The sequence below is a fragment of the Citrobacter sp. Cpo100 genome (genome assembly GCF_030332595.1).
In the GTDB taxonomy this organism is placed as follows: Bacteria; Pseudomonadota; Gammaproteobacteria; order Enterobacterales; family Enterobacteriaceae; genus Citrobacter; species Citrobacter portucalensis.
The window spans coordinates 91,817-115,960 of record NZ_JAOWHM010000034.1 but is presented as its reverse complement, the minus strand read 5'-3'; the positions used below and the strand labels follow the sequence as shown (position 1 = coordinate 115,960).

Here is a 24,144-nt window from a genome sequence, read left to right as displayed (position 1 = left end):
TCAGAAGAACCCCATGCCAATAATCACGACATCCCCAGGATGAACAGAGTGCGTTAAATCGACATTCTCAAGCAGCTGATTGCTCCCTGACAGGCGAATGTTGATATCTTTTCGGTCAGCACGATCTGTAAATCCACCCGCCTGCGCAATAGATTTCTCGACGGTAAGCCCTGGCTCATAGGCGAAGCCATTTGGACTTTTTACCTCACCTGAAACATAGTATTTGCGGAACTCGGCAATACTCACCGTCACCATTGGAGATGTAAAATAATCTCCGGTCAGGCGTTGAGTTAATTCTTTAGTCACTTGATCAACGGTTTTATCTTGTAATTTAAGAGCACCAACAAACGGGAAATTAATTTCCCCGCTCTTATCCAAAATAAACCGCATCGTCATATCGGGTTGACCATGAACAGCGATATTGACCGTATCCCCCGCCCCAAGCCGGTAATCCTGCTGAACAGTAGCAGGATCGTCCATTAATCGCGGGCTGGACGCTGTGCATCCGACCAACAGGATACTGAATAGCAAAACCGCGCACAGTTCTATTATTTTCATTTTAGATCTGAACCTTAGCTTTAAGCATAATCATAGAATTATCATAACCCAACGTTCTAATGACTTCCTGATTGTCGTTGGGACCGATATAAAACGAGTCAGTATCCTTATTCGAATTTAATGTATCTATCTGATATTTAATCTCAAAATTAACCGACGGCGTGTAGTCATAGCTCATGGTGACACTAAACACGCCATCTTTATCATGTCGATCCTTGTTCTGTTTTTTATAGTCTTCCGAAGTGAATGAGTAGTCCAATAAAGTAGAAAAACGAGTGCCTAACCAGAAATGCTGGTAAGAAAGGCCATACTGGGTCACTAAAATATATCCCCCAACTTCCGATGGGTCTTTAATGCTTTGCGCAGAGTGGGCCGTGAAAACAGACTGCTGTAACGGCTTCCACTCCGCTTTTATGTCCCAGTTTAGACCATTAAAATCATGCGAGTTTGCGTTGTTTTCAAATGTTTTATACAGCCATGAAATATTCATGTCGACATTGGTTTTCCCCGTCAACTGCGACTTCAGGCCATACAGCAAATAATACTCATTAGTGTCTTTTTCTGAGTTGTTATCATAACGACGCTGGTTAGTAATAAAGCTATAGCGAAAGCGCGTTCTGGATGAGTATTGGTCAAAAACTTCCGCTATCAGGCTATTTTCATGCCATTCCTGTTCCTGAATATAATTGTAGAAGTCTTCACTACTGTCCTGAACATCAGAAGTGTTACCGAAAGTCAGTTTTTTGTATAACAACGCCAGTTCCGCTTTGCCGCGACCATCAGGCGCACCGTAGCTGTAGCGCAATTCACTATTGATAAAATTCGTCGTCAGCGGAGATTTAATCCCATACTGTTCGAACTGACTAGGTAAAAAACCCTCGGTGATGTCACGACCGCGGGATTCATGCCCAAGCGAATCCTCCAGATTGAGGGTTAAGCCATGCTTGAGCCCATACCGCCAGGCACCGTTAAAACGGAAAAAATGATCGTTGTAGTTATCAGCAGAATCGCTTGAGTAGTTACGATAATCCCCGGAGTACATCAGCAAATACTTATCCTGACCACGCTCTCCAATCATACTAAGAACGGGCGCCGCACTCTGAAACGAGGAACCGATAGCATCACTGCTATGTGGCTGATAAGACACGTTATCATTATAACCGTAGTCCACAGCGACCTTGCCCTGGAAGTCTATCCCCGCAAAGCCAATGTGTGATTTCGGTGTTAAATCAGCCCATGCGGACTGCGATATCACGATTCCGGTAATAACGAGTAATTTAGTATGCATTCTTACCGACAAATCCTTTGAAAATAGTTTTAATAATAATTTTTATATCCAGCCATAACGACCAGTTTTGAATGTACTCAATATCGTACTGAACCCTTTTTTCCATCTTATAAAGCGCATCGATCTCCCCGCGGAATCCGTTGATCTGCGCAAGCCCAGTGATCCCTGGCTTAACTTTATGGCGAATCATGTAATTTTCGACCTGTTTGCGGTACTGCTCATTATGCGTAACCGCATGAGGTCTGGGACCGACAATCGACATACTTCCCTGTAAAACGTTAATAAATTGCGGAAGTTCATCCAGCGAAGTGCGGCGCAAAAAGCTCCCGAATTTGGTTACCCGCGGATCGTTTTTAGTGGCCTGAATAACCGTATCGGAATTCTCCATGACGCGCATAGAACGAAACTTCCAGACCTTAATTTTTTGCCCACTCAAGCCATAGCGGTCCTGTTTGAAAAAAACCGGCCCACGGGACGTGAGTTTGATACCAATGGCAATCGCCAGCATCAGGGAGGAAATCATCACCATAATGATGCTGCCAAGAACCAAATCTTCCGCCCGCTTAATAAACGAGCCCGCCCCTTCGAACGGTGAACTGAAAATACCGATAGTTTGCAGATTGTGGATGGAGCGTAACTTGGACATGTTGTTACTGTAGGTATAAAAGTCAGGGACAATATAGGTATCTACGGTGGTGTCTGACATCATGGCCAAAAAGTGACGAATGCGATGTAAAGCAACCATCGGTAAAGCAATATAGATTTCGTCTATGTTTCCCTTCTTGGCTTCCTCGACCAGATTGATCACCGGACCACGAAAGGGGCTTTTAACCTTATCAACGACATCGCCACAGCGAGATAAGGCGCGCTCATCATAAAAGGCCAGATCTAATGTGATATTGGCGTATTCATTCATTAGCGCGGTTTCTGCGGCCAGACCATTGTCGGTCAGACCAATAATCGCCACGCGTATACTCTTTTTCGTTGAATACTTAAAAATAAAAAAACGAATGTAGTAAAGAAAAGGTAATGGAATGAAGTACCAGTAAATAATAGCTGAATAAAAAGGGGAAGGCAGTCTGTCTAAGTAGCCCAGTGACTCAGGTTCAGCCACCGTCATACTGACCAGTTCGTTAAAAAAAATCGCCAGCAGCGTACAAAAAACCAAGCGCTTTTGATTACGTAAACCGATCGTCTTAATCTTTTGCTGGTACATTTTAATGTATTCAGCAAACAGCAAGAAAAAGATTGAGAAGAGAAGACTCAAAATGGCAATGGTGTTAAAGGGCACCAAACCCAGCAGATGGGCGCTAAAAATTAACGTCACATTGATAACAATGAAATCGACCAGTTTTAAAAAGACTGGATATCCTTGGCTGCTAATCTTTAGCGATTTTTTAAGCATATCTCAGCCCATTATTTATTGATCTTTAATTGTTTTTTTCTCATTTCATGTTGCTAATTATATCACAAGTCTAAAAAACGCAATGGTACATTGTCAGTAAATGTAAAAAATAATACTCATTACTGTGACAACACTCCCCAGTGAAATCGTATCTATATGATTTTAATGCAGATGACATCAATAGAAGTTTTATCTACCTCAGCAAAAAAGATAACCTTTAACAACATTTTCGCTATTGACAGATAACATCTCATGGTCTATGAAAAAGTGTTTTATGTATGATAAATTGCACAAAAGTATTGTTTCAGTGACGTTGAATCACCTTAGAGTTGCTGTTTAATACCGTAATTAAAATAAAAAACAGCTGCCTTACGACAACATTTCAAATGATATTAATAATACAATTAATTACTTTTTATTATAATTAAACAACAAATATCATCGCCATGAATACCTCATACGGTAACGCTTAAAAAGCGTACCCGAACCCTCAGCCCACCTAATGTCTCACTACGCGTTAGCTGAGGATGCGTGCGATGCAGACGAGCAATATCATTGACCAGCGCCAGGCCGATTCCGGCGCCTGGGACATTGCCAACGTTATCAAGACGATGAAACGGTAGCAGAGCCTGATGAACCATCTGCTCATCTATGCCCGGCCCGCTATCTTCGACTACCAGCACCACGGCCTCTCCTTCTCGTTGCAGCCGGGCGGTCACCATCCCCTGCGACGGCGTGTATTTCAGTGCGTTATCCAGCAGATTCCCACACAGTTCACCGAGCAGCACTTCATCTCCCTCGACCCACACCGCGTCCTGTTCCCCCTCATAGCCCAGATCGATCCCTTTACTACGCGACTGCGCCAGTCGGGTAAAACAGCTGGTTTGCACCACCTCATACAGATTAACCGGCGAGAAATGCCTTTCCCCCTGCTCCTTGCGCTTCACCGCAGACAGCTGCAACAGCCTCTCCGTCAGTTGAATGGTATTATCGAGCGTGCTACTCATGGCTTGTAAACTCTCATACCATTGCCGCGGTTCGACGCTGGCGAGAGCCACCGATGCCTGAGTTTTCAGTACCGCCAACGGCGTTTTGAGCTGATGGGAAGCATCCGCGCTGAAGCGCTCCTGACGAGAGATCAGACCGCGAAGTCGGTCCAGATAACGGTTGAAAGCCACAATCAGCAGACGGGTTTCCGACCATGGCAGCAGCTCCGGCAGCGGCGTCAGCAGGCCTGGCTCACGACGCACCATCAGCGATGACAGCTGGCGCATCGGGCGTAGCACCCGGCGCAGCAGCCAGCCAACCAGCACCAGAGTCAGTAGTACCAGCAGCCCTTGCGAAACCCACGAGGAAAACAGCAGCTGTCGCGCCAGATAACGCCGCGATTGCAGCGTTTCGGCAACATAAATCTCCGCCATGCCGACAATGCCGCCTTCGTTGACGGGCTGCAGCAGACGCGCCACGCGGATTGCCTCACCGCGATATTCGGTGTGATAAAACCATGCCAGCGCCGGGTAAAGACGCGTGCGCGAGTTGGCAGGCGGCATCGCCGGTAAATCGTCATAACCCGAGATAACCTTCCCCGCCGGATCAACCACTTTGTAATACAGTCGGTCGTTCATATTCAGTTCAAAGCTGTCCAGCACCACCCATGGCACGTTCACTTCCAGCTGTTTATTGCGCACCACCAGCCGCTCGGAGACGGTCCTGGCGGATGAAAGCAGCGTCCGGTCATACGCCTGGGTCGCCGCCTGTAGCGCACTGACATAGCTGTTAAATGCCGACAGGCCCCACAGCAACATTAGTGGCAGGCCCAGAAACATCAGCAGTTGCAGGTACAACGATTGGGGTTTAACCCACTTCATCGCTACGCTCCAGCACATAGCCCAGACCACGCAGCGTAGCAATACGCACATCGCTTCCCTGTAGCTTTTTACGTAAGCGATGGATATACAGCTCAATGCTTTCGGGACTAACCTCATCACTCAGGCTGAAGACCTGCTCAAACAACTGCTGACGTGAAACCGGTCGCAACCGACGGTACATCAGCACCGTCAACAGCGCCTGTTCACGTGGCGTGAGCGCCAACGGCTGCCCCTGCAACAGAAAATAGCCTTCATCGTGAAACGCCAGCTCCCCCAGTTGCTGTATGCCTTGCACCTGTCCCGCACTGCGACGCAGCAAGGCCCGCAGCCGGGCATCCAGTTCCTCGATTTCAAACGGCTTTGCCAGATAATCATCGGCTCCGACGTTCAACCCTTTCACCCTATCGGCCACCGCGCTACGCGCCGTCAGCAGCAGGACAGGAAGCGTCTGCCCGCGTTTGCGCAGCCGCTGAACGACTTCCAGGCCATCCAGACCGGGCATATTGATGTCCAGCACCGCCAGCGCATACGTTTCGCTATGTAAAAGATGGTCGGCTGCCAGGCCATCAAACACACAGTCAACGGCAAAACCGTTTTGCACCAGCGCTTTCTCCAGCCAGTGAGCTAACTCACGGTTATCTTCCGCTAATAAGAGACGCATATCACATCCTGTAAAGTTTCTGCCGCATTGAAAGGGAATTGAAAGGTTAATGTTTTAACAATCACGCAACCGAACTGCTACACATCGGCTCACATAATCACAAAAATCTTCTTCCGTACCTGAAAATCCGGTTTTCCGGTGTGAGGATAAACAATGAAAAAACAGTTATTTCGTACCCTTACTGCAAGCATTTTACTGATGAGTACCTCTGTACTGGCGGAACAAGCGCCGTCGCGCACTGAATGTATCGCCCCTGCTAAACCCGGCGGTGGTTTCGATCTCACCTGTAAGCTGATTCAGGTGAGTTTGATGGAAACCGGCGCTATCGAAAAACCGATGCGCGTGACCTACATGCCCGGCGGCGTTGGCGCTGTGGCCTATAACGCGATTGTTGCCCAACGCCCGGCTGAAGCAGGCACCGTGGTGGCCTTCTCCGGCGGCTCCTTGCTGAATCTGTCACAGGGCAAGTTTGGTCGCTACGGCGTGGATGATGTCCGCTGGCTGGCCAGTGTGGGTACCGATTACGGCATGATTGCCGTACGTCAGGACGCGCCATGGAAGACGCTGAAAGATCTGCTGACAGCCATGGAAAAAGATCCCAACAGCGTGGTCATTGGTGCTGGCGCCTCTATCGGTAGCCAGGACTGGATGAAGTCGGCGTTGCTGGCGCAAAAAGCCAATGTCGATCCGCACAAGATGCGCTACGTGGCCTTTGAAGGCGGTGGCGAACCGGTTACCGCATTGATGGGAAATCACGTACAGGTGGTTTCCGGCGATCTCAGTGAGATGGTGCCTTACCTCAGCGGCGACAAAATCCGCGTGCTCGCAGTGTTCTCTGATGAACGCCTGCCGGGCCAGTTAGCCAACGTACCAACCGCTAAAGAGCAGGGTTATGACCTCGTGTGGCCTATCATTCGTGGCTTCTACGTTGGGCCAAAAGTCAGCGACGCCGAGTATCAGTGGTGGGTTGATGCCTTTAACAAACTCCAGCAGACCGATGAGTTTAAAAAGCAGCGCGATCTGCGCGGTCTGTTTGAGTTCAACATGAGCGGCAAACAGCTCGACGACTACGTGAAAAAGCAGGTCACGGATTATCGTGAGCAGGCGAAAGCCTTCGGTCTGGCGAAGTAAACGCAGAGGCAAAGATGATGAGCGATCGTATTTTCGCAGGTATCTGGCTGTTGCTCTGCATAGCCGGGCTGTTCGTGGCCTGGCAAATCAGCAGCGAATACAGCTATGAACCCGTAGGGCCGCGTCCCTTCCCGCTTGGCATTATCAGTCTGATGCTGGTCTGCGCCGTGGCGCTGCTGTTGCGCCATCCGGACACCATCAGTTGGCCCCGTCGCCACGTGCTGCAAAAGCTGCTGACGATGGTCATTGTTCTGTTGATGTACGCCTGGGGTTTTGAGTGGCTCGGTTTTCCCATCGCCACCGCCATTCTCACCGTGGTGATTGGCATGCTGTTCGGCGCAACCATCCCGGCTGCAGGAATTTCCGGCGCGGTGCTAGGCATTCTGCTGTGGTATGCCTTTGACAGACTGCTTGACGTCACCTTACCACTCGGCGCCTGGCTGGGTTAACGGAGAAACGATGGATACCTGGATTTATCTTTCTCAGGGTTTCGCGGTGGCAATGACGCCGGAAAACCTGGTCATCGCCTTGATAGGCTGTTTTGTCGGCACCATTGTGGGTTTGTTGCCTGGCCTTGGGCCGATCAACGGCGTGGCGATTCTGCTGCCGTTGGCCTTTGCGCTGCATCTGCCCGCAGAATCCGCGCTGATCCTGCTGGCTACAGTCTACATAGGCTGTGAATATGGCGGGCGCATCTCCTCCATTCTGCTGAATGTTCCTGGCGATGCGGCGGCGATTATGACCGCGCTGGATGGTTACCCGATGGCGCAGCAAGGACGCGGCGGCGTGGCGCTCTCTATCTCGGCGGTCAGCTCTTTCTTTGGTTCGCTTATCGCCATCGGGGGCATCATTCTGTTTGCCCCGGCGTTAGCCCAATGGTCGCTGGCCTTCGGTCCGGCGGAATACTTTGCCTTAATGGTTTTCGCCATTGCCTGTCTCGGCAGCATGATGGCGCAAAATCCGCTGAAATCATTTCTGGCAGCGCTTATCGGTCTCGGACTTGCGACCGTCGGCGTAGACGCCAACACCGGGGTTTATCGCTTTACTTTTGACAGTGTCCATCTCTCCGACGGTGTGCAGTTTATCGTGGTGGTGATTGGGCTGTTCTCTGTCTCTGAAATATTGTTAATGCTGGAACATACCAGCAGTGGCCAGACGCTGGTGCGTAAAACGGGCCGCATGTTGTTCAACGCCAAAGAAGGTGCACAGTGCGTAGGGGCCACCCTGCGTTCATCAGTGATTGGCTTTTTCGTCGGCGTTCTGCCTGGCGCTGGCGCCACCATTGCCAGTGCCATCACCTACATGACCGAGAAAAAGCTCAGCGGCAACAGCGACAGCTTTGGCAAGGGGGATATTCGTGGCGTAGCGGCGCCAGAAGCCGCCAATAACGCCTCGGCCTGCGGCTCTTTTATTCCGATGCTGACGCTCGGCGTGCCGGGCTCCGGTACCACGGCGGTGATGATGGGCGCGCTGACGCTGTACAACATCACCCCGGGTCCAGCCATGTTTACCGAGCAGCCGGATATCGTTTGGGGACTGATTGCAGCGCTGCTGATTGCTAACGTAATGCTGCTGGTGATGAACATTCCGCTGATCGGTCTGTTTACCCGCATGCTGACCATCCCGCTGTGGTTTTTAGTACCGGCTATCGCGGCAGTTTCCGCGGTTGGCGTGTACGCCGTTCACAGCACCACCTTCGATTTGGTATTGATGGTCGCCCTCGGCGTGCTGGGCTACATCCTGCGTAAAATGCACTTCCCAATGTCGCCATTGATTCTGGGCTTCGTTCTCGGGGAAATGCTGGAGCAGAACCTGCGCCGGGCGTTGTCTATCAGTAACGGCAGTATGGATATTCTGTGGGCCAGCGGCGTGGCGAAAGTGCTGCTGGTGATGGCGGTACTGGTTATCGTGGTCCCGCCGGTGCTGCGCATGATCCGTAAACGCAACAGCAAACCGCAGGTGGATATCGGTTAATAATATGCCGGATGGCGGCGCTATTGCGCCCTATCCGGCCTACAATTTGGCTCGGTTGTAGGCCGGATAAGTGCAACGCCATCCGGCATTTTTATTTTCCGCGCAGCCCCTGCGTTCCTTCCAGCACATGTTTAACAAACCGTGTCAGCTTAGGCAAAGGACGCAAATCCTGTCGCCACAGCAAATGAATTGGCCGCGGCTGCGGCGTAAACCCTTCCAGGATCCGAATCAATTTCCCCGTAGCCAGTTCTTGCGCCAGCAGCACCTCAGGTTGCAATAACAGCCCAGCCCCCGCTACTGCCGCCATACGCAGGCCATGACCATCGTTACAGCGCAGGATCGCATCGCGCTTCCATCTGACCTCTCCCGTCACGCCAGGCAGTATCCACTCGTTGCGAGCCGTCCACACGGTATGAGACAGGCACAGATGATCCACCAGATCCGCGGGCGTCCGGGGGGTGCCATGGCGGGCAAGATAATCTGGCGAAGCACAAATTGCCATACGGTAGGGACACAGGTATTTCGCCACCACGTCAGTCTGATGGATATCGCCAATGCGGATCGCCAGATCGACACCTTCATTCACCAGATCAACCATCCGGTTGGTGAGATCCAGTTCAATACGCACCTCTGGCCAGGTCTGTAAAAACGCAGCGGCCAGCGGCGAGATCACGCAAGCGCCAAAAGAAGTGGGCGCGCTAATGCGCAGCGTCCCCGCAGGTGCCAGCCGCAGACGCTCTACCGAACGTTCGGCTATCGATACCTGCTCCAGCACGCGACGGGCTTCTTCAAAATAGACGCGTCCGGCATCGGTCAGACTCTGGCGGCGCGTATTGCGCTCCAGCAAACGCGTGCCGAGCTGCGCTTCCAGTTGGGTGATATATTTTCCCACCATCACCGCAGACATTTCGAGCCTCGTCGCCGCAGAAGTAAAGCTCCCACTCTCCACCACGGCGACAAACGTTTCCATGCCGCGCAGTTTATCCATATTACAAACCCCTGGTTAGTAATCATCTAACTTTTAGCCAGTTTATCTGATTTCATTTTCATTAAAGAATAGTGGCTCACACTATTGCGGAGGTGGTTATGAAAATCGTCATTATTGGTGCCAGTGGTACAGTGGGTCGCGCAGTTACGCAAGCATTGAGCCGTAAACATGAGGTGGTCCGCGTGGGTCGCACTCAGGGTGATTACCAGGTCGATATCACCTCGCAGGAGAGTGTCGAGGCCTTGTTTGAAAAAGTCGGTCGGGTAGATGCGATCGTTTCCGCCACCGGTAATCTGTTCTTTGGGCCGCTGTCGACCATGACCGACCAGGACTTTAATCAGGGGCTTCAGGATAAGCTATTAGGCCAGATACGCCTGGCATTAACCGGGCAGCATTTCCTGAATGATGGCGGATCGATAACGTTAATTAGCGGCATTATCGCCCACGAGCCCATCGCCCAGGGGACAAACGCCGCAACGATCAATGCCGGGCTGGAAGGATTTGTTCGCGCCGCGGCCTGTGAACTGGGCCATGGTCAACGCATTAACCTGATAAGTCCGACCGTGCTGAGTGAGTCCGCCGAAGCTTACGACAGTTTCTTCCCGGGCTTTGAAAGCGTGCCTGCCACCACCGTCGCCAACGCCTACCGCCGCAGTGTGGAAGGCATCCAAACCGGGCGTATTTATAAAGTCGGTTACTGACTTTGCCGCTGCCGTTGACACATCACCAACGGCAGCGTGATTAACCCACTGTTTTAAAATACTTTATCTTTTTCCTCGCATTAACCCACACCCTTCATAATGTTAAATATTTGTTGTTTTTGATCACAAATAATAAACAAACAAGCTCATTCTGTGCGCGTTTTTCAAAAATGTAGATATTTTTAATTTATGGCTACGAAACGAGCTGCGCCATATCTCCCTGACAATCTACTGAGAGGAACGATTTGATGAACGCACTGACTGCCGTAAAACCGAACGCTGAAGATCCAGCCCAGCACTACAGCGGTTTCACGCTGAAACCGTCAGCCCAATCCCCACGCCTGCTGGTGCTGACTTTTTCTGCTGAGACCACTGAGCAATTTCTGCAGGCCGTCGCGCAGTGGCCGGTTCAGGCGCTGGAATACAAATCCTTCTTGCGCTTCAAAGTGGGCAAGATCCTCGACGACCTGTGCGGCAATCAGTTACAGCCCCTGCTGCTGAAAACCCTGCTCGATCGTGCCGAAGGCGCACTGCTAATCAATGCCGTTGGCGTAGACGACGTGGCGCAGGCGGAAGAGATGGTCAAGCTGGCAACGGCGGTAGCGCACCTCATCGGACGCTCTAATTTTGATGCGATGAGCGGTCAATATTACGCACGTTTTGTGGTGAAAAACGTCGATAACTCAGACAGCTATCTGCGCCAGCCTCACCGAGTAATGGAATTGCACAACGACGGAACCTACCTCGAAGAAATCACCGATTACGTGCTGATGATGAAGATCGACGAGCAGAACATGACCGGCGGTAACTCGCTGCTGCTACACCTCGACGACTGGGAGCATCTGGATCAGTACTTTACCCATCCGCTGGCGCGTCGCGCCATGCGTTTTGCCGCTCCGCCAAGCAAAAACGTCAGCCAGGAAGTGTTCCATCCGGTGTTTGACGTTGACCAGCAGGGCCGCCCGGTAATGCGCTACATCGACCAGTTCGTCCAGCCAAAAGACTATGAAGAAGGCGTCTGGCTGAGCGACCTGTCCGATGCGCTGGAAACCAGCAAGAGCATTATTTCCGTTCCGGTTTCAGTAGGTAAATTCCTGCTGATCAACAACCTGTTCTGGCTGCACGGCCGCGATCGTTTCACTTCGCATCCGGACTTGCGCCGCGAACTGATGCGCCAGCGTGGTTATTTTGCGTACGCGACCAACCACTACCAGACCCATCAGTAAGCGCGAAGGAAAAGCGGATGTATGATTTTGTGATTATTGGCGGCGGCATTATCGGCATGTCGACCGCCATGCAACTGATTGATGTCTATCCGGACGCCAAAATCGCGCTACTGGAAAAAGAGTCCGGCCCGGCCTGCCACCAGACGGGCCACAACAGCGGCGTCATTCATGCCGGGGTCTATTACACCCCCGGCAGCCTGAAGGCACAGTTTTGCCTGGCCGGAAATCGCGCCACAAAAGCCTTTTGCGACCAAAACGGCATCCGCTACGACGTCTGCGGAAAAATGCTGGTTGCCACCTCCGCTCTGGAAATGGAGCGCATGCGCGCGCTTTGGGAGCGCACCGCCGCTAACGGTCTGGAGCGCGAATGGCTAAATGCGCAGGAACTTCGCGAGCGTGAACCCAATATCACCGGACTGGGCGGCATTTTTGTCCCGTCGAGCGGGATTGTCAGCTACCGCGAAGTCACCGCCGCGATGGCGAAGATTTTCCAGGCCAAAGGCGGTGAGATTATTTACAACGCCGAGGTCAGCGCGCTGAAAGAGCATGCTGCGGGTGTAATTGTCCGTACCCGTCAGGGCCAGGAATATGAAGGCGCGACGCTGATTAGCTGTTCTGGCCTGATGGCGGACCGACTGGTAAAAATGCTCGGCGTTGAACCTGGCTTTATCATCTGTCCGTTCCGGGGCGAATATTTCCGCCTGGCGCCAGAACATAATCAGATAGTTAACCATTTGATCTACCCCATCCCCGACCCGGCGATGCCGTTTCTCGGCGTTCATCTGACCCGGATGATTGACGGCAGCGTCACCGTCGGCCCCAACGCGGTACTGGCATTTAAACGTGAAGGCTACCGTAAACGTGACTTCTCGCTCAGCGATACGCTGGAGATCCTCGGCTCTTCTGGTATTCGCCGCGTGCTGCAAAACAACCTGCGCTCAGGGCTTGGCGAAATGAAGAATTCGCTGTGCAAAAGCGGTTATCTGCGGCTGGTACAAAAGTACTGCCCGAGCCTGACGCTTAAGGATCTGCAACCGTGGCCTGCGGGCGTACGGGCACAGGCGGTGTCACCTGATGGCAAGCTTATCGACGATTTTCTGTTTGTCACCACGCCACGCTCAATTCACACCTGTAACGCCCCTTCTCCGGCAGCAACGTCGGCAATCCCTATCGGCGCACATATTGTCAGCAAAGTTCATGCGCTGCTGGAGAACCAGAGTAACCCCGGACGCACGCTGCGTGCGGCACGTAGCGTGGAGACATTACACGCCGCATTTACCCGTTAAACCGATTAAGACAGGAAGCAATCATGCAACTTAACGATCCAACATTATTTCGCCAGCAGGCACTGATCGACGGCAACTGGCGTGACGCCAACAATGGCGAGACCATCGCGGTGACCAATCCCGCCAACGGTCAGCAATTGGGTAGCGTACCGAAAATGGGGGCTGATGAAACCCGCGAAGCGATTAACGCCGCTAACCGCGCTCTGCCCGCCTGGCGTGCGCTGACCGCCAAAGAGCGAGCCAATATCCTGCGCCGCTGGTTCAACCTGATGATTGAGCATCAGGACGATCTCGCCCGCTTGATGACCCTGGAACAGGGTAAACCGCTGGCGGAGGCCAAAGGCGAAATCACCTATGCAGCCTCATTTATTGAGTGGTTTGCCGAAGAGGGCAAACGCATCTATGGCGATACGATCCCTGGCCATCAGGCTGATAAGCGTCTGATCGTCATTAAGCAGCCGATCGGCGTTACCGCCGCGATTACGCCGTGGAACTTCCCCTCAGCGATGATCACCCGTAAAGCCGGTCCGGCGTTGGCAGCAGGCTGTACGATGGTGCTTAAACCCGCCAGCCAGACCCCTTACTCCGCACTGGCGCTGGCAGAACTGGCTAATCGCGCCGGGATCCCGGCTGGCGTTTTCAGCGTGGTGACTGGTTCTGCGAGCGCGGTCGGCAACGAGCTAACAGGCAACCCGCTGGTACGCAAGCTGTCATTTACCGGCTCGACCGAAATCGGCCGTCAGTTAATGCAGCAGTGCGCCAAAGACATCAAAAAGGTATCGCTGGAGCTGGGCGGCAATGCGCCATTTATCGTCTTTGACGATGCCGATCTCGATAAAGCCGTGGAAGGTGCGCTGGCATCGAAGTTCCGTAACGCCGGGCAAACCTGCGTCTGCGCCAATCGCCTGTACGTGCAGGACGGCGTGTATGAGCGTTTTGCCGAAAAACTCCAGCAGGCGGTGAGCAAGCTGCATCTCGGCGATGGTCTGCAACCTGACGTAACCACCGGGCCGCTGATCGACGAGAAAGCGATAGCCAAAGTGCAGGAACACATCGCCGATGCTCTGGATAAAGGCGCACGCATTATCGCGGGCGGTAAACCTCATGCGCTCGGCGGTAACTTCTTCCAGCCCACCATTTTGGTAGATGTGCCTGATAACGCGAAGGTCGCCAAAGAAGAAACCTTCGGCCCGCTGGCTCCACTGTTTCGTTTTAAAGACGAAGCTGACGTCATCGCTCAGGCCAACGACACCGAGTTTGGTCTGGCCGCCTATTTCTACGCCCGTGATTTAAGCCGCGTCTTCCGCGTTGGCGAAGCGCTGGAGTACGGCATCGTCGGGATTAACACCGGCATTATCTCCAACGAAGTCGCCCCGTTTGGGGGGATAAAAGCCTCCGGTCTTGGCCGTGAAGGATCGAAATACGGCATCGAAGACTACTTAGAAATCAAATATATGTGCATCGGCCTTTAATAAAACAAATACTGGAGAACACCTGATGAGCACCAACAAAGAACTCATGCAACGTCGCAGCAACGCCGTTCCCCGTGGCGTAGGACAGATCCACCCTATTTTTGCCGAGCGGGCAGAAAACTGTCGGGTCTGGGACGTTGAAGGCCGTGAATTCCTCGACTTTGCTGGCGGTATTGCGGTGCTGAACACCGGTCACCTGCACCCGCAGATCGTCTCTGCGGTAGAAGCGCAGTTGAAAAAGCTGTCCCATACCTGTTTCCAGGTGCTGGCCTATGAGCCGTACCTGGAGCTGTGTGAAATCATGAATAAGAAAGTGCCGGGTGATTTCGCCAAGAAAACCCTGCTGGTGACCACCGGTTCTGAAGCGGTAGAAAACGCGGTGAAAATCGCCCGCGCCGCCACCAAGCGTACGGGGACTATCGCCTTTAGCGGCGCTTACCACGGCCGTACCCACTACACCCTGTCACTGACCGGGAAAGTCAATCCGTACTCCGCCGGAATGGGGCTGATGCCGGGCCACGTGTATCGCGCGCTTTATCCTTGCCCGCTGCACGGCATCAGTGAAGATGATGCTATCGCCAGCATTCACCGCATTTTCAAAAACGATGCCGCGCCAGAAGACGTCGCCGCCATCGTGATTGAACCGGTTCAGGGTGAAGGCGGCTTTTACGCGGCATCTCCTTCCTTTATGCAACGACTGCGCGCCATTTGTGACGAACACGGGATCATGCTGATTGCCGATGAAGTACAGAGCGGTGCGGGCCGTACCGGTACGCTGTTTGCCATGGAGCAGATGGGCGTAGCGCCCGATCTCACCACCTTCGCCAAATCCATCGCCGGAGGCTTCCCGCTGGCGGGCGTGACCGGACGCGCCGAAGTCATGGACGCAATCCCACCGGGCGGTCTGGGCGGTACCTATGCCGGTAACCCAATTGCCTGCGCCGCCGCGCTGGCGGTACTGAACATTTTTGAACAGGAAAATCTGCTGCAAAAAGCCAACGAGCTGGGGCAAACCCTGCGCGAAGGCCTGCTGGCTATCGCGGAAACCCATCGCGAGATTGGCGACGTACGCGGGCTGGGCGCGATGATTGCTATCGAACTGTTCGAAAACGGCGACCACACGAAACCAGACGCCAAACTGACTGCGGAAGTGGTGGCGCGTGCACGCGAGAAAGGACTGATCCTGCTCTCCTGCGGACCTTACTACAACGTGCTGCGCATTCTTGTCCCGCTGACTATTGAAGATGCGCAAATCCGCCAGGGGCTGGACATTATCGCCCAATGTTTTGCCGAGGCAAAGCAAGGTTAAACCCCCGAATAAAAACGGGAAATTGTAGGCCGGATAAAGCGCAAGCGCTGCCATCCGGCAATGTTGTGATGCCCGGTGGCGCTACGCTTACCGGGCCTACGGGTAAGGTGCAGGAAGCGACGTCAATAACAATAACGAGGTTTAAAGATGGGGCAAGTGTCACAATCACATGATTTAGGGGGCGGGCTGAAATCACGCCACGTCACCATGCTGTCTATTGCCGGGGTAATCGGCGCAAGTCTGTTCGTCGGTTCAAGTGTGGCGATTGCAGAAGCCGGTCCCGCAGTATTATTAGCCTATCTGTTCGCCGGATTGCTGGTGGTGATGATTATGCGCATGCTGGCCGAAATGGCCGTTGCCACCCCGGATACCGGTTCTTTTTCCACTTACGCCGATAAGGCCATTGGCCCGTGGGCAGGTTATACCATCGGCTGGCTGTACTGGTGGTTCTGGGTGTTAGTTATCCCTCTGGAAGCGAATATCGCCGCCATCATTCTGCACTCCTGGGTACCAGGTATTCCTATCTGGCTGTTTTCTCTGGTTATCACGCTGGCGTTAACCGGCAGTAATTTGCTGAGCGTCAAAAATTACGGTGAGTTCGAGTTCTGGCTGGCGCTGTGCAAAGTGGTTGCCATTCTGGCGTTTATTACCCTCGGTGCGGCGGCGATTAGCGGTTTCTACCCTTATGCCGAGGTTAGCGGAGTTTCACGCCTGTGGGATCAGGGCGGCTTTATGCCCAACGGTTTTGGCGCCGTGATCAGCGCGATGTTAATCACCATGTTCTCCTTTATGGGCGCAGAGATAGTTACCATCGCCGCCGCCGAATCCGATACCCCGGATAAACATATCGTTCGCGCCACCAACTCGGTTATCTGGCGTATCTCTATCTTCTATCTGTGCTCTATTTTTGTGGTGGTGGCGCTGATCCCGTGGAACATGCCGGGCCTGAAAGAAGTCGGTTCTTATCGCTCGGTGCTGGAGCTACTGCATATCCCGCACGCGAAATTGATCATGGACTGCGTCATTTTACTGTCAGTGACCAGTTGTCTTAACTCCGCGCTGTATACGTCATCGCGTATGCTCTACTCCCTGAGCCGCCGTGGCGATGCCCCCGCCTTTATGGGTAAAACGAACCGCAGCAAAACGCCTTATGTGGCGGTGTTACTGTCGACAGGTGCTGCGTTCCTCACCGTCATCGTCAACTATTACGCCCCGGCCAAGGTATTTAAATTCCTGATCGACAGCTCCGGTGCCATCGCGCTGCTGGTGTATCTGGTCATTGCCGTTTCTCAACTGCGGATGCGCAAAATCCTGCTGGCGCGAGGCGGTGAAATTAAACTGAAAATGTGGCTCTATCCGTGGCTTACCTGGCTGGTCATCGCGTTTATTATCTTTGTGTTGGTGGTCATGCTGTTTCGCCCGGCCCAACAGCTGGAAGTTATCTCTACCGGGTTGTTAGCCATAGGAATTATTTGCACCGTGCCCATTATGTCACGCTGGAAAAAACTGCTATCGTGGCAAAAAGCACCATTGCAAAATACGCATTAAACCTGTTCCCGGCGCAGGCCGGGAAATCCTTTCAGGAGTATGACCATGACCGCCATTCCCCAACCGACGGCCATTGATGGATACCGCTGGCTGAAGAACGACATCATCCGCGGTGTGTATCAGCCTGATGAAAAACTGCGTATGAGTCTGCTAACCTCACGCTATGAGCTAGGCGTGGGACCGCTGCGCGAAGCGCTTTCGCAGTTAGTTGCCGAGCGGTTAGTGACAGTGGTTAATCAGAAAGGGTATCGTGTCGCCCCGATGTCAGAGCAGGAGTTGCTCGATATTTTCGATGCCCGCGCCAATATGGAAGCCATGCTGGTCGCGCTGGCCATTGAACGCGGCGACGACGCCTGGGAAGCTGAAATTCTGGCGCGCGCGCATATGCTCAGTAAGCTTGAAGCCATTGACGCCAGCGAACAGATGCTCGACGAGTGGGATCAGCGCCATCAGGCATTTCACTCGGCGATTGTCGCTGGCTGTGGTTCACAATATCTGCTGCAAATGCGCGAACGGCTGTTCTCTCTGGCGGCGCGCTACCGGTTTATCTGGCTACGTAAAACGGTGCTGTCGGTTGAAATGCTGGAAGACAAACACGATCAGCACAAGACGCTGACCGAAGCGATTCTGGCACGTGATGCCACGTGTGCCAGCGAATTAATGCGCCAGCACTTGCTGACGCCGATTCCGATTATTCAACAGGCTATGTCCGGTAAATTACTGACGCAATAAGCCTGAATAACATTACTGTTCCGGAATACGTAAAACCTGCCCAGGATAGATTTTATCCGGGCTTTTTAGCATTGGTTTATTCGCTTCAAATATCTGGTTATATAGGTTGGCATTACCGTAAACCTGTTTGGCAATAGCGCTCAGGGTATCCCCAGATTTCACGGTATAAAACTGGCTTTCGCTCGCGGGTGCAGAGGTTTTAACCTGATCATCTACGCTGGCGATACCAGAGATATTACCAATCGCGATCAGAATTTTTTCTTTTGCTTCCTGACTTAATCCATCACCAGAAACCGTGGCTTTGCCTTCGTTAATTTGCACGTCCACTTTATCCGCATCAGGGATGCCGGTTTTGTTCAGGTGTTCCTGCACTTTTTTTGCCAGATCGGCTGTGTCATGGTTTCCAGTGACCGCATCCCACAGTTTTTCACCTGCATCTTTTACAAAATTGAAGAGTCCCATATCCACCTCGGTAATTAACAATCAACACCCAAAAGTGTAGCAGAGGAGAAAGGGGCACAAAGAAAACGGCGCCAAAGCGCCGTAGTTGAAAGGAATTAATTACGCGTCTGTATCCAGAAGGCATGGATCAAACCAGGAATGTAGCCCAGCAGCGTCAGAACGATATTGAGGATAAATGCCCAGCCGAATCCCTTCCCCAGCAGCACGCCAAGCGGGGGCAGAATAATAGTAAAAACGATTCTCCAGAAACCCATGCACACTCCCTACAAGCAAAAATTAATCATTGTTTAAAAAGAGATTTTATCTCTAAGAGTAGCCATTCTACCCAACTCTGCCAGTATTCCGCGGCTGTTTTACCCTCCTTTACGCTCTTTACGCTGGCGTACGTTGGTTACTTATTTTAGAATACACTTAATTTAGATAATGCTTAAATACATATGACTGAACTTGAACAACTCCAGGCCAGCGCTGAACAGGCTGCCGCCCTGCTAAAAGCGATGAGTAACCCGAAACGGTTGCTGATTTTGTGCATGCTCTGTGGTTCACCCGGTACCAGCGCGGGTGAGTTAGCCCGTGTTACCGGCCTTAGTCCTTCCGCCACATCCCAGCATCTGGCGCGTATGCGTGAAGAAGGTCTGATAGAAAGCCAGCGCGATGCCCAGCGCATCCTCTACTCCATTAAAAATACGGCCGTGAATTCGCTGATCGCCACATTAAAAACACTGTATTGCCCATAAGGAGCCATCATGACTATTGGGACGATTTCCCCACGCGAGGCGCAGACACTGGTCGCGCAGGGTGCAAAACTGATTGATATCCGCGATGCTGACGAGTATCTGCACGAGCATATTCCTGAGGCACATCTGGCGCCATTACCCGCGCTTGAGCAGGGATCGCTGCCAGCGAATTTACGCGCCGAGCAGGTGATTTTTCACTGCCAGTCAGGCAAACGTACACAAAATGCGGCAACAAAACTGAGCGCCATCGCCGCACCCGCGCAGGTCTGGTTGCTGGAAGGTGGAATTGACGGCTGGAAAGCCGCAGGGTTGCCGGTGGCGAAAGACAGTTCACAACCGTTACCGCTGATGCGTCAGGTGCAGATAGCCGCAGGCAGCCTTGCCCTACTCGGCGTTATTCTGGGCTATAGCGTTAGCAGCGCCTTCTTCCTGCTGAGCGGTTTTGTGGGCGCCGGGCTGATACTCGCTGGCGTAACCGGCTTTTGCGGTATGGCGCGATTACTGGACATCATGCCCTGGAACCGACGTACTCATTAAGCGGTAATCATTGAAACAGCACTGTACCCGCCGGTTGACGTGATCTATGGTGAGTTCTGCGATAAATGATAAATAAAGGAGCGCAACAATATGTTTAAACCTGGCGATCTGGTTCAACCGCGTATGGGCGGTCCAAAACTGAAGGTTGTTGAAGTCAATGACGATCAAATTGTGGCGGTACAAGCCAGTAATGAAAGCGGTGATAAATTCACGCTGAAAGCAGCTGATGTCACGCGATATACCGAAGAGGGTGATTTCGGCGTTTGCTGAAAATAAGCGGTGAGGATCTCCTCACCGCCTTCGCAATTAGATCAAAAAGTCATCAAGAGATTTACCGGCAGCCAGCGCCTGGGCAATTGGCTTCGGTGTGCGACCTTGTCCGGTCCATGTTTTCGTTTCACCATTGAGATCGATAAAACGATATTTCGCCGGGCGCGGTTGGCGTTTTTTAACTGAACGTGCCGTCGCAGGTGTTATGCTCAGCAGCTCCTCCGGGCTGATCCCGTCTGCCTGCATCTGCGCCAGCAAGGCATTAATTTTTGCCTGCTGTTCTGCACGTTGGCGCTGTAGCTGTTCTTCTTCATCGCGCCGTTCTTTGGTCACTACCCTGAATTTTTCAAGCATATCTTCCAGTACATCAACGGAAAATTCACGAGCCATTGCACGCAGCGAGCGGATATTATTTAAGTTTTTTAACATTGAACTCATATTAACAAAACCTCTTTAACGTAAAACATAAAAACGGTATTACGCTAAATATTGTATGCAACCAATTATTATATTTCCAGTCTAATTTATTCGTTTGTCATTAAACAAATAGCCAACTCTGATATTTATAGCATCCATTCTGCTATCGCCCAGACAATATATTCTATTACCCTAATTGCAGCTTTGAATATACCTGCAAGGTATCCCAGCGCGTCACTTAAGAAACAAGCCACGGCATCTCGTGGAACCAACGAGTATACATATTGCACATCAGTCAACATTCAGAAAAGGAGCGCAAAAATTTCAGAAAAACAAGCAACAATAAGTCTTTGATCTAAAAAGACTTTAATTAACACAGCAACGAAAACACCAAAACGAACAAAAAACAAACCATTGCAGAGCATTTTATCGACAAAAAGACAATAAATAAAAATTTTCAGCTAGTTGCTAGTTATTATCCAGGCAGATATCCTATTAAAACGCGAAAGCAGCAAGACAAATCACTAGCAGTTAAGGTATTCAAAACCTTTTTTCCCCTTTTTACAAGGAGCATTAACATGTTCTCTCCGCAGTCACGCTTGCGTCATGCAGTAGCAGACACGTTCGCGATGGTTGTTTATTGTTCTGTCGTGAACATGTTGATCGAAATATTCCTTTCTGGAATGAGCTTCGAACAGTCGCTGTATTCCAGATTAGTCGCTATCCCTGTCAACATACTGATCGCGTGGCCATACGGCATGTATCGTGATTTGTTCATGCGCGCGGCCCGTAAAGCCACGCAGGCAGGATGGGCAAAAAATCTGGCGGATGTGCTGGCTTATGTCACCTTCCAGTCGCCGGTGTATGTGATTATTCTGCTGACGGTTGGCGCAGACTGGCATCAGATTACGGCTGCAGTAAGTTCGAACATCGTGGTGTCAATGCTGATGGGCGCTGTCTATGGCTACTTTCTTGATTATTGCCGCCGCTTGTTTAAGGTCAGCAGCTATCATCAGGCTAAAGCCTGACACGCTTCTTCGCGACTGGCACTGCCAGTCGCGTTATTAGTTAGAATTAACGTCGCCAAACAGCCCGCTCAGATAACGTTCAAGCGCAATACGCGAGCTAAAGCCGTGCGGAATACCATAATGCTCATGAGTCTCTCCGGCTAAATACAGCGGGAATTGCTGGTAATGATCGCAAGTTTTAATATCCGTTGCCGGTTCCGCCAGCGAAGAGCTACGCTCTTTCAACGTGGGATGGATAATTAATGCGGTACGTCCCATGCGAGCTTCACGATTAACATACACATAATTTTCGCCACGCCGATAGCCGTACGTTTTCTGCGTCACTACATCAACGGTAAAGCCCACTTTTTCAAGTACGCGCGCCACCTCATCAGGTCGTAAATACATATTATTTTCCTCGTTATCTTTTACTGCGGGCTTACCTTACCTGATTCAGCATTAGCAACGCTTTCAGAAAAGTCCATAAACGAGTGAACACGATGAGACGAATATCTTAAGTAACGTACAGATTTATGTCAGCGCCAACCTCAGTTGGTAGGCCGCCTGTTGCGCCATTTCCGCCGAGCTGATATTGGTAAATGACAGCAATATTCCCCCCTTTCCTTCTGACGTTATTCGCCAGCGGCTTAGCGCCTGAACCGCTAACCCGGCCTGATTCGCTTTGCGCACCAGCGCAATATCATCTCCGTCTACACTCACCACCAGTTGAATCCCACCTTCCTGAGGAATGACGCTAAACCCTTGTTCGGTCAGGGCGTTTTCCATCCATTGTCGTCGTTCGGCATAATGCTGTCGCATACGTTTTAAGTGTCGCCAGAAGTGGCCGTCTCGCATAAAATCCGCCAGCGTTTGCTGCCATAGAACCGGGACGCTACAGGCCGTTAGCGCCGCTTGCTGGCGAAAGCGTTCAACCTGGGTCAGAGGCACCACCAGCCATGCCGTACGCAAAGCCGGAAACATCGATTTGCTGAACGTTCCGGCATAAATCACCCGCTGAGGCGCATCCAGACTTTTTAGCGGCGGCAACGGCTTACCGTGGTAACGAAATTCACTGTCATAGTCATCTTCGATTACCCACGCCTGCGCGCGAGTCGCCCACTCCAGCAACTGGTGGCGACGGTCCAAAGACAGTGCTACCCCCAGAGGGCTTTGATGTGCGGGAGTGAGCAGTACAAAACGCGCCTGCGGGTAGTCGCGGATCCCGGCGCTGACATCCAGCCCATCGGCATCCACCGCTACCGACATCAACTCAATGCGTTCCTGAGACACCACGGGCCGGATCAGCGGAAAACCGGGATCTTCGACCCACATTCCCTCACCGGGATGCGCCAGAGCGCGCAGGATTAACGTCATTGATGCCGCATAGCCTGAAGTGATAAAAATCTGCTCTGGCTGGCATTCAATGCTGCGTGAAACGCGCAGATAATCAACAATTGCCTGGCGTAACACCCGTTCACCACATACATCGCCCACCGCCAGATCAAAACGCGTTTGGGTGCGTAAACGCCGTCCCATCACCCGTGCCCAGACTTCACGCGGAAAAAGATCGAGTGCGGGTAATCCCATCTGAAAAGGTTGCGGTCTGGGATTTTCTCCGGCGAAGATGGCAGGCGATGCAGGCGCCCTTTCTGGTCGCAGTTGCTCACTGACAAACGTTCCTGCCTGTCCACGCCGCGCGAGCCAGCCCTGCGCCACCAGCTCTGCATAGGCATTTTCCACCGTTGAGCGTGATACTCCCAGCTCCTGGGCCCAGGTCCGGCTGGAGGGCAATCTGGTACCAGGCTTGAGTTCGCCTTTCTCAATTGCGTTTTTTAACTGACGGGCGATTTGCTGATAACGTGGCATTTATGGTCTGCTTTTTTGGTAACAATATGGCTCTCTGTTGCAGTCCATTATAGTGCTACATTGCGGGTCATCCAAACGAGGAGAAATACCATGACAATGTTACGCCAGCCCTATTACGAACTCAGTCCCGAAATCTATAACGCTCTGGTTCAGGCAAGCCAAGCGCTGGAAAACTGCGCGCTGGAACCTACGTTGACGGAACTGATTTACCTGCGGGTCTCGCAAATCAACGGCTGCGCCTTTTGTCTGGAAATGCACAGTAAAGCACTGCGCAAATCCGGTGTTGCGCAGGCCAAACTGGACGCACTGGCAGGCTGGCGGGTGAGTCACCACTTCAGCGAGCAGGAACGTGCGGCGCTGGCGTGGGCCGAATCGGTCACCCAGATTGCCACTACTCACGCCGAAGATGACGTTTATCTGCCGCTGCTAGACCATTTCAGCGCGAAAGAAATTAGCGACCTGACATTTGCCATTAGCCTGATGAACTGCTTCAACCGCCTGGCGGTGGGGATGCGCATGTGATTTTGCGCTGCCGGATGGCGACATAAATGCCTTATCCGGCCCAGGATGTACTTTCCTGTAGGCCGGATTAGACGCGACGCGTCGCCATCCGGCAACCTGCGATGGTACATACCACTTCCCCCGCCACGCTCATCACCCAGCTCATTATCAATCTAAAATTCCCATATCTTGTATGGTTG

26 protein-coding genes are annotated in these 24,144 nt (G+C 52.1%); 15 read left to right on the top strand and 11 right to left on the bottom strand.

Features of this window, described 5'->3' with window-relative positions:
* From OGX96_RS12140 to tctD, 5 genes are all read right to left on the bottom strand, one after another.
* Positions 1 to 558, bottom strand: a complete 558-nt coding sequence (locus tag OGX96_RS12140; protein ID WP_003826038.1) for a polysaccharide biosynthesis/export family protein — start codon at positions 556 to 558, stop codon at positions 1 to 3.
* Position 559: 1 nt separating this feature from the next.
* Positions 560 to 1,846 (bottom strand): outer membrane beta-barrel protein, encoded by a 1,287-nt coding sequence (locus tag OGX96_RS12135; protein WP_103285672.1) that lies wholly within the window; start codon positions 1,844 to 1,846, stop codon positions 560 to 562.
* A complete protein-coding gene (locus OGX96_RS12130) occupies positions 1,836 to 3,251 on the bottom strand; it encodes an undecaprenyl-phosphate glucose phosphotransferase (RefSeq protein WP_008785590.1) in 1,416 nt (471 codons plus the stop codon). Before OGX96_RS12130 ends, OGX96_RS12135 begins: the two co-directional genes overlap by 11 nt.
* Positions 3,252 to 3,706: 455 nt before the next feature.
* On the bottom strand, positions 3,707 to 5,119 hold the full coding sequence (locus OGX96_RS12125; RefSeq protein ID WP_286583139.1) for a sensor histidine kinase: 1,413 nt from the start codon (positions 5,117 to 5,119) through the stop codon (positions 3,707 to 3,709).
* Entirely contained in the window at positions 5,106 to 5,780 is a 675-nt protein-coding gene (tctD, locus tag OGX96_RS12120) for a transcriptional regulator TctD (protein WP_003826032.1), read from the bottom strand. Before tctD ends, OGX96_RS12125 begins: the two co-directional genes overlap by 14 nt.
* 153 nt (positions 5,781 to 5,933) lie before the next feature.
* On the opposite strand from tctD, the gene OGX96_RS12115 reads away from it, so the two are divergent.
* From OGX96_RS12115 to OGX96_RS12105, 3 genes are read left to right on the top strand one after another with little or no spacing between them, the layout of a single operon-like run.
* A complete protein-coding gene (locus OGX96_RS12115; RefSeq protein WP_008785593.1) occupies positions 5,934 to 6,911 on the top strand; it encodes a Bug family tripartite tricarboxylate transporter substrate binding protein in 978 nt (325 codons plus the stop codon).
* A gap of 14 nt (positions 6,912 to 6,925) precedes the next feature.
* Positions 6,926 to 7,360, top strand: coding sequence for a tripartite tricarboxylate transporter TctB family protein (locus OGX96_RS12110; RefSeq protein WP_008321484.1), 435 nt, complete (start codon positions 6,926 to 6,928; stop codon positions 7,358 to 7,360).
* Between the two features lie 10 nt (positions 7,361 to 7,370).
* The gene (locus OGX96_RS12105) at positions 7,371 to 8,885 is read left to right on the top strand and encodes a tripartite tricarboxylate transporter permease (protein WP_003826025.1); all 1,515 of its coding nucleotides are present in this window, start codon (positions 7,371 to 7,373) and stop codon (positions 8,883 to 8,885) included.
* 91 nt (positions 8,886 to 8,976) lie between these two features.
* On the opposite strand, the gene OGX96_RS12100 is transcribed toward OGX96_RS12105, so the two are convergent.
* Complete coding sequence (locus OGX96_RS12100; protein WP_198801833.1) at positions 8,977 to 9,873, bottom strand: LysR substrate-binding domain-containing protein; 897 nt, start codon at positions 9,871 to 9,873, stop codon at positions 8,977 to 8,979.
* Between the two features lie 83 nt (positions 9,874 to 9,956).
* Between OGX96_RS12100 and OGX96_RS12095 the strand changes: the two genes are divergently transcribed.
* The 7 genes from OGX96_RS12095 to csiR all read left to right on the top strand — a co-directional run bounded on the left by OGX96_RS12095 (position 9,957) and on the right by csiR (position 18,147).
* A complete protein-coding gene (locus OGX96_RS12095) occupies positions 9,957 to 10,574 on the top strand; it encodes a short chain dehydrogenase (protein WP_286583196.1) in 618 nt (205 codons plus the stop codon).
* Between the two features lie 248 nt (positions 10,575 to 10,822).
* Positions 10,823 to 11,800 (top strand): glutarate dioxygenase GlaH, encoded by a 978-nt coding sequence (gene glaH, locus OGX96_RS12090; protein ID WP_286583136.1) that lies wholly within the window; start codon positions 10,823 to 10,825, stop codon positions 11,798 to 11,800.
* 17 nt (positions 11,801 to 11,817) lie between these two features.
* On the top strand, positions 11,818 to 13,086 hold the full coding sequence (gene lhgD, locus OGX96_RS12085) for an L-2-hydroxyglutarate dehydrogenase (RefSeq protein ID WP_186413075.1): 1,269 nt from the start codon (positions 11,818 to 11,820) through the stop codon (positions 13,084 to 13,086).
* A 23-nt stretch (positions 13,087 to 13,109) separates the two neighbouring features.
* Positions 13,110 to 14,558: an NADP-dependent succinate-semialdehyde dehydrogenase gene (gene gabD / locus OGX96_RS12080; protein WP_198801832.1), complete on the top strand. Its 1,449-nt coding sequence runs from the start codon at positions 13,110 to 13,112 to the stop codon at positions 14,556 to 14,558.
* Positions 14,559 to 14,583: 25 nt separating this feature from the next.
* A complete protein-coding gene (gene gabT / locus OGX96_RS12075) occupies positions 14,584 to 15,867 on the top strand; it encodes a 4-aminobutyrate--2-oxoglutarate transaminase (protein WP_008785600.1) in 1,284 nt (427 codons plus the stop codon).
* Between the two features lie 147 nt (positions 15,868 to 16,014).
* On the top strand, positions 16,015 to 17,415 hold the full coding sequence (gene gabP / locus OGX96_RS12070; protein ID WP_032944690.1) for a GABA permease: 1,401 nt from the start codon (positions 16,015 to 16,017) through the stop codon (positions 17,413 to 17,415).
* Positions 17,416 to 17,460: 45 nt separating this feature from the next.
* Positions 17,461 to 18,147, top strand: coding sequence for a DNA-binding transcriptional regulator CsiR (gene csiR / locus OGX96_RS12065; RefSeq protein ID WP_032944692.1), 687 nt, complete (start codon positions 17,461 to 17,463; stop codon positions 18,145 to 18,147).
* A gap of 12 nt (positions 18,148 to 18,159) precedes the next feature.
* Here the strand turns inward: csiR and lysM are convergent, their stop codons facing one another.
* Positions 18,160 to 18,609, bottom strand: coding sequence for a peptidoglycan-binding protein LysM (gene lysM / locus OGX96_RS12060; RefSeq protein WP_003037241.1), 450 nt, complete (start codon positions 18,607 to 18,609; stop codon positions 18,160 to 18,162).
* A 95-nt stretch (positions 18,610 to 18,704) separates the two neighbouring features.
* A complete protein-coding gene (locus tag OGX96_RS12055) occupies positions 18,705 to 18,863 on the bottom strand; it encodes a YqaE/Pmp3 family membrane protein (protein ID WP_003037242.1) in 159 nt (52 codons plus the stop codon).
* 183 nt (positions 18,864 to 19,046) lie between these two features.
* Here OGX96_RS12055 and OGX96_RS12050 point away from each other — a divergent pair, with 183 nt between their 5' ends.
* From OGX96_RS12050 to OGX96_RS12040, 3 genes are all read left to right on the top strand, one after another.
* Complete coding sequence (locus OGX96_RS12050) at positions 19,047 to 19,346, top strand: ArsR/SmtB family transcription factor (RefSeq protein ID WP_057067657.1); 300 nt, start codon at positions 19,047 to 19,049, stop codon at positions 19,344 to 19,346.
* Positions 19,347 to 19,355: 9 nt separating this feature from the next.
* Positions 19,356 to 19,883, top strand: coding sequence for a rhodanese family protein (locus OGX96_RS12045; protein ID WP_032944694.1), 528 nt, complete (start codon positions 19,356 to 19,358; stop codon positions 19,881 to 19,883).
* Between the two features lie 90 nt (positions 19,884 to 19,973).
* Positions 19,974 to 20,153 (top strand): GDFGVC terminal motif YodC-like protein, encoded by a 180-nt coding sequence (locus tag OGX96_RS12040; protein WP_003825999.1) that lies wholly within the window; start codon positions 19,974 to 19,976, stop codon positions 20,151 to 20,153.
* Between the two features lie 36 nt (positions 20,154 to 20,189).
* Here the strand turns inward: OGX96_RS12040 and stpA are convergent, their stop codons facing one another.
* Positions 20,190 to 20,591 (bottom strand): DNA-binding protein StpA, encoded by a 402-nt coding sequence (stpA, locus tag OGX96_RS12035; protein ID WP_008785604.1) that lies wholly within the window; start codon positions 20,589 to 20,591, stop codon positions 20,190 to 20,192.
* 557 nt (positions 20,592 to 21,148) lie between these two features.
* Between stpA and alaE the strand changes: the two genes are divergently transcribed.
* Complete coding sequence (gene alaE / locus OGX96_RS12030) at positions 21,149 to 21,598, top strand: L-alanine exporter AlaE (protein WP_003037259.1); 450 nt, start codon at positions 21,149 to 21,151, stop codon at positions 21,596 to 21,598.
* A 36-nt stretch (positions 21,599 to 21,634) separates the two neighbouring features.
* Here alaE and OGX96_RS12025 read toward each other — a convergent pair whose 3' ends face one another.
* Positions 21,635 to 21,985: a DUF2002 family protein gene (locus OGX96_RS12025; RefSeq protein ID WP_003037262.1), complete on the bottom strand. Its 351-nt coding sequence runs from the start codon at positions 21,983 to 21,985 to the stop codon at positions 21,635 to 21,637.
* A gap of 123 nt (positions 21,986 to 22,108) precedes the next feature.
* Complete coding sequence (gene pdxR, locus OGX96_RS12020; RefSeq protein ID WP_100271986.1) at positions 22,109 to 23,443, bottom strand: MocR-like pyridoxine biosynthesis transcription factor PdxR; 1,335 nt, start codon at positions 23,441 to 23,443, stop codon at positions 22,109 to 22,111.
* 90 nt (positions 23,444 to 23,533) lie between these two features.
* Between pdxR and OGX96_RS12015 the strand changes: the two genes are divergently transcribed.
* The gene (locus OGX96_RS12015) at positions 23,534 to 23,965 is read left to right on the top strand and encodes a carboxymuconolactone decarboxylase family protein (protein WP_003825991.1); all 432 of its coding nucleotides are present in this window, start codon (positions 23,534 to 23,536) and stop codon (positions 23,963 to 23,965) included.
* Positions 23,966 to 24,144 lie beyond the last annotated feature (179 nt).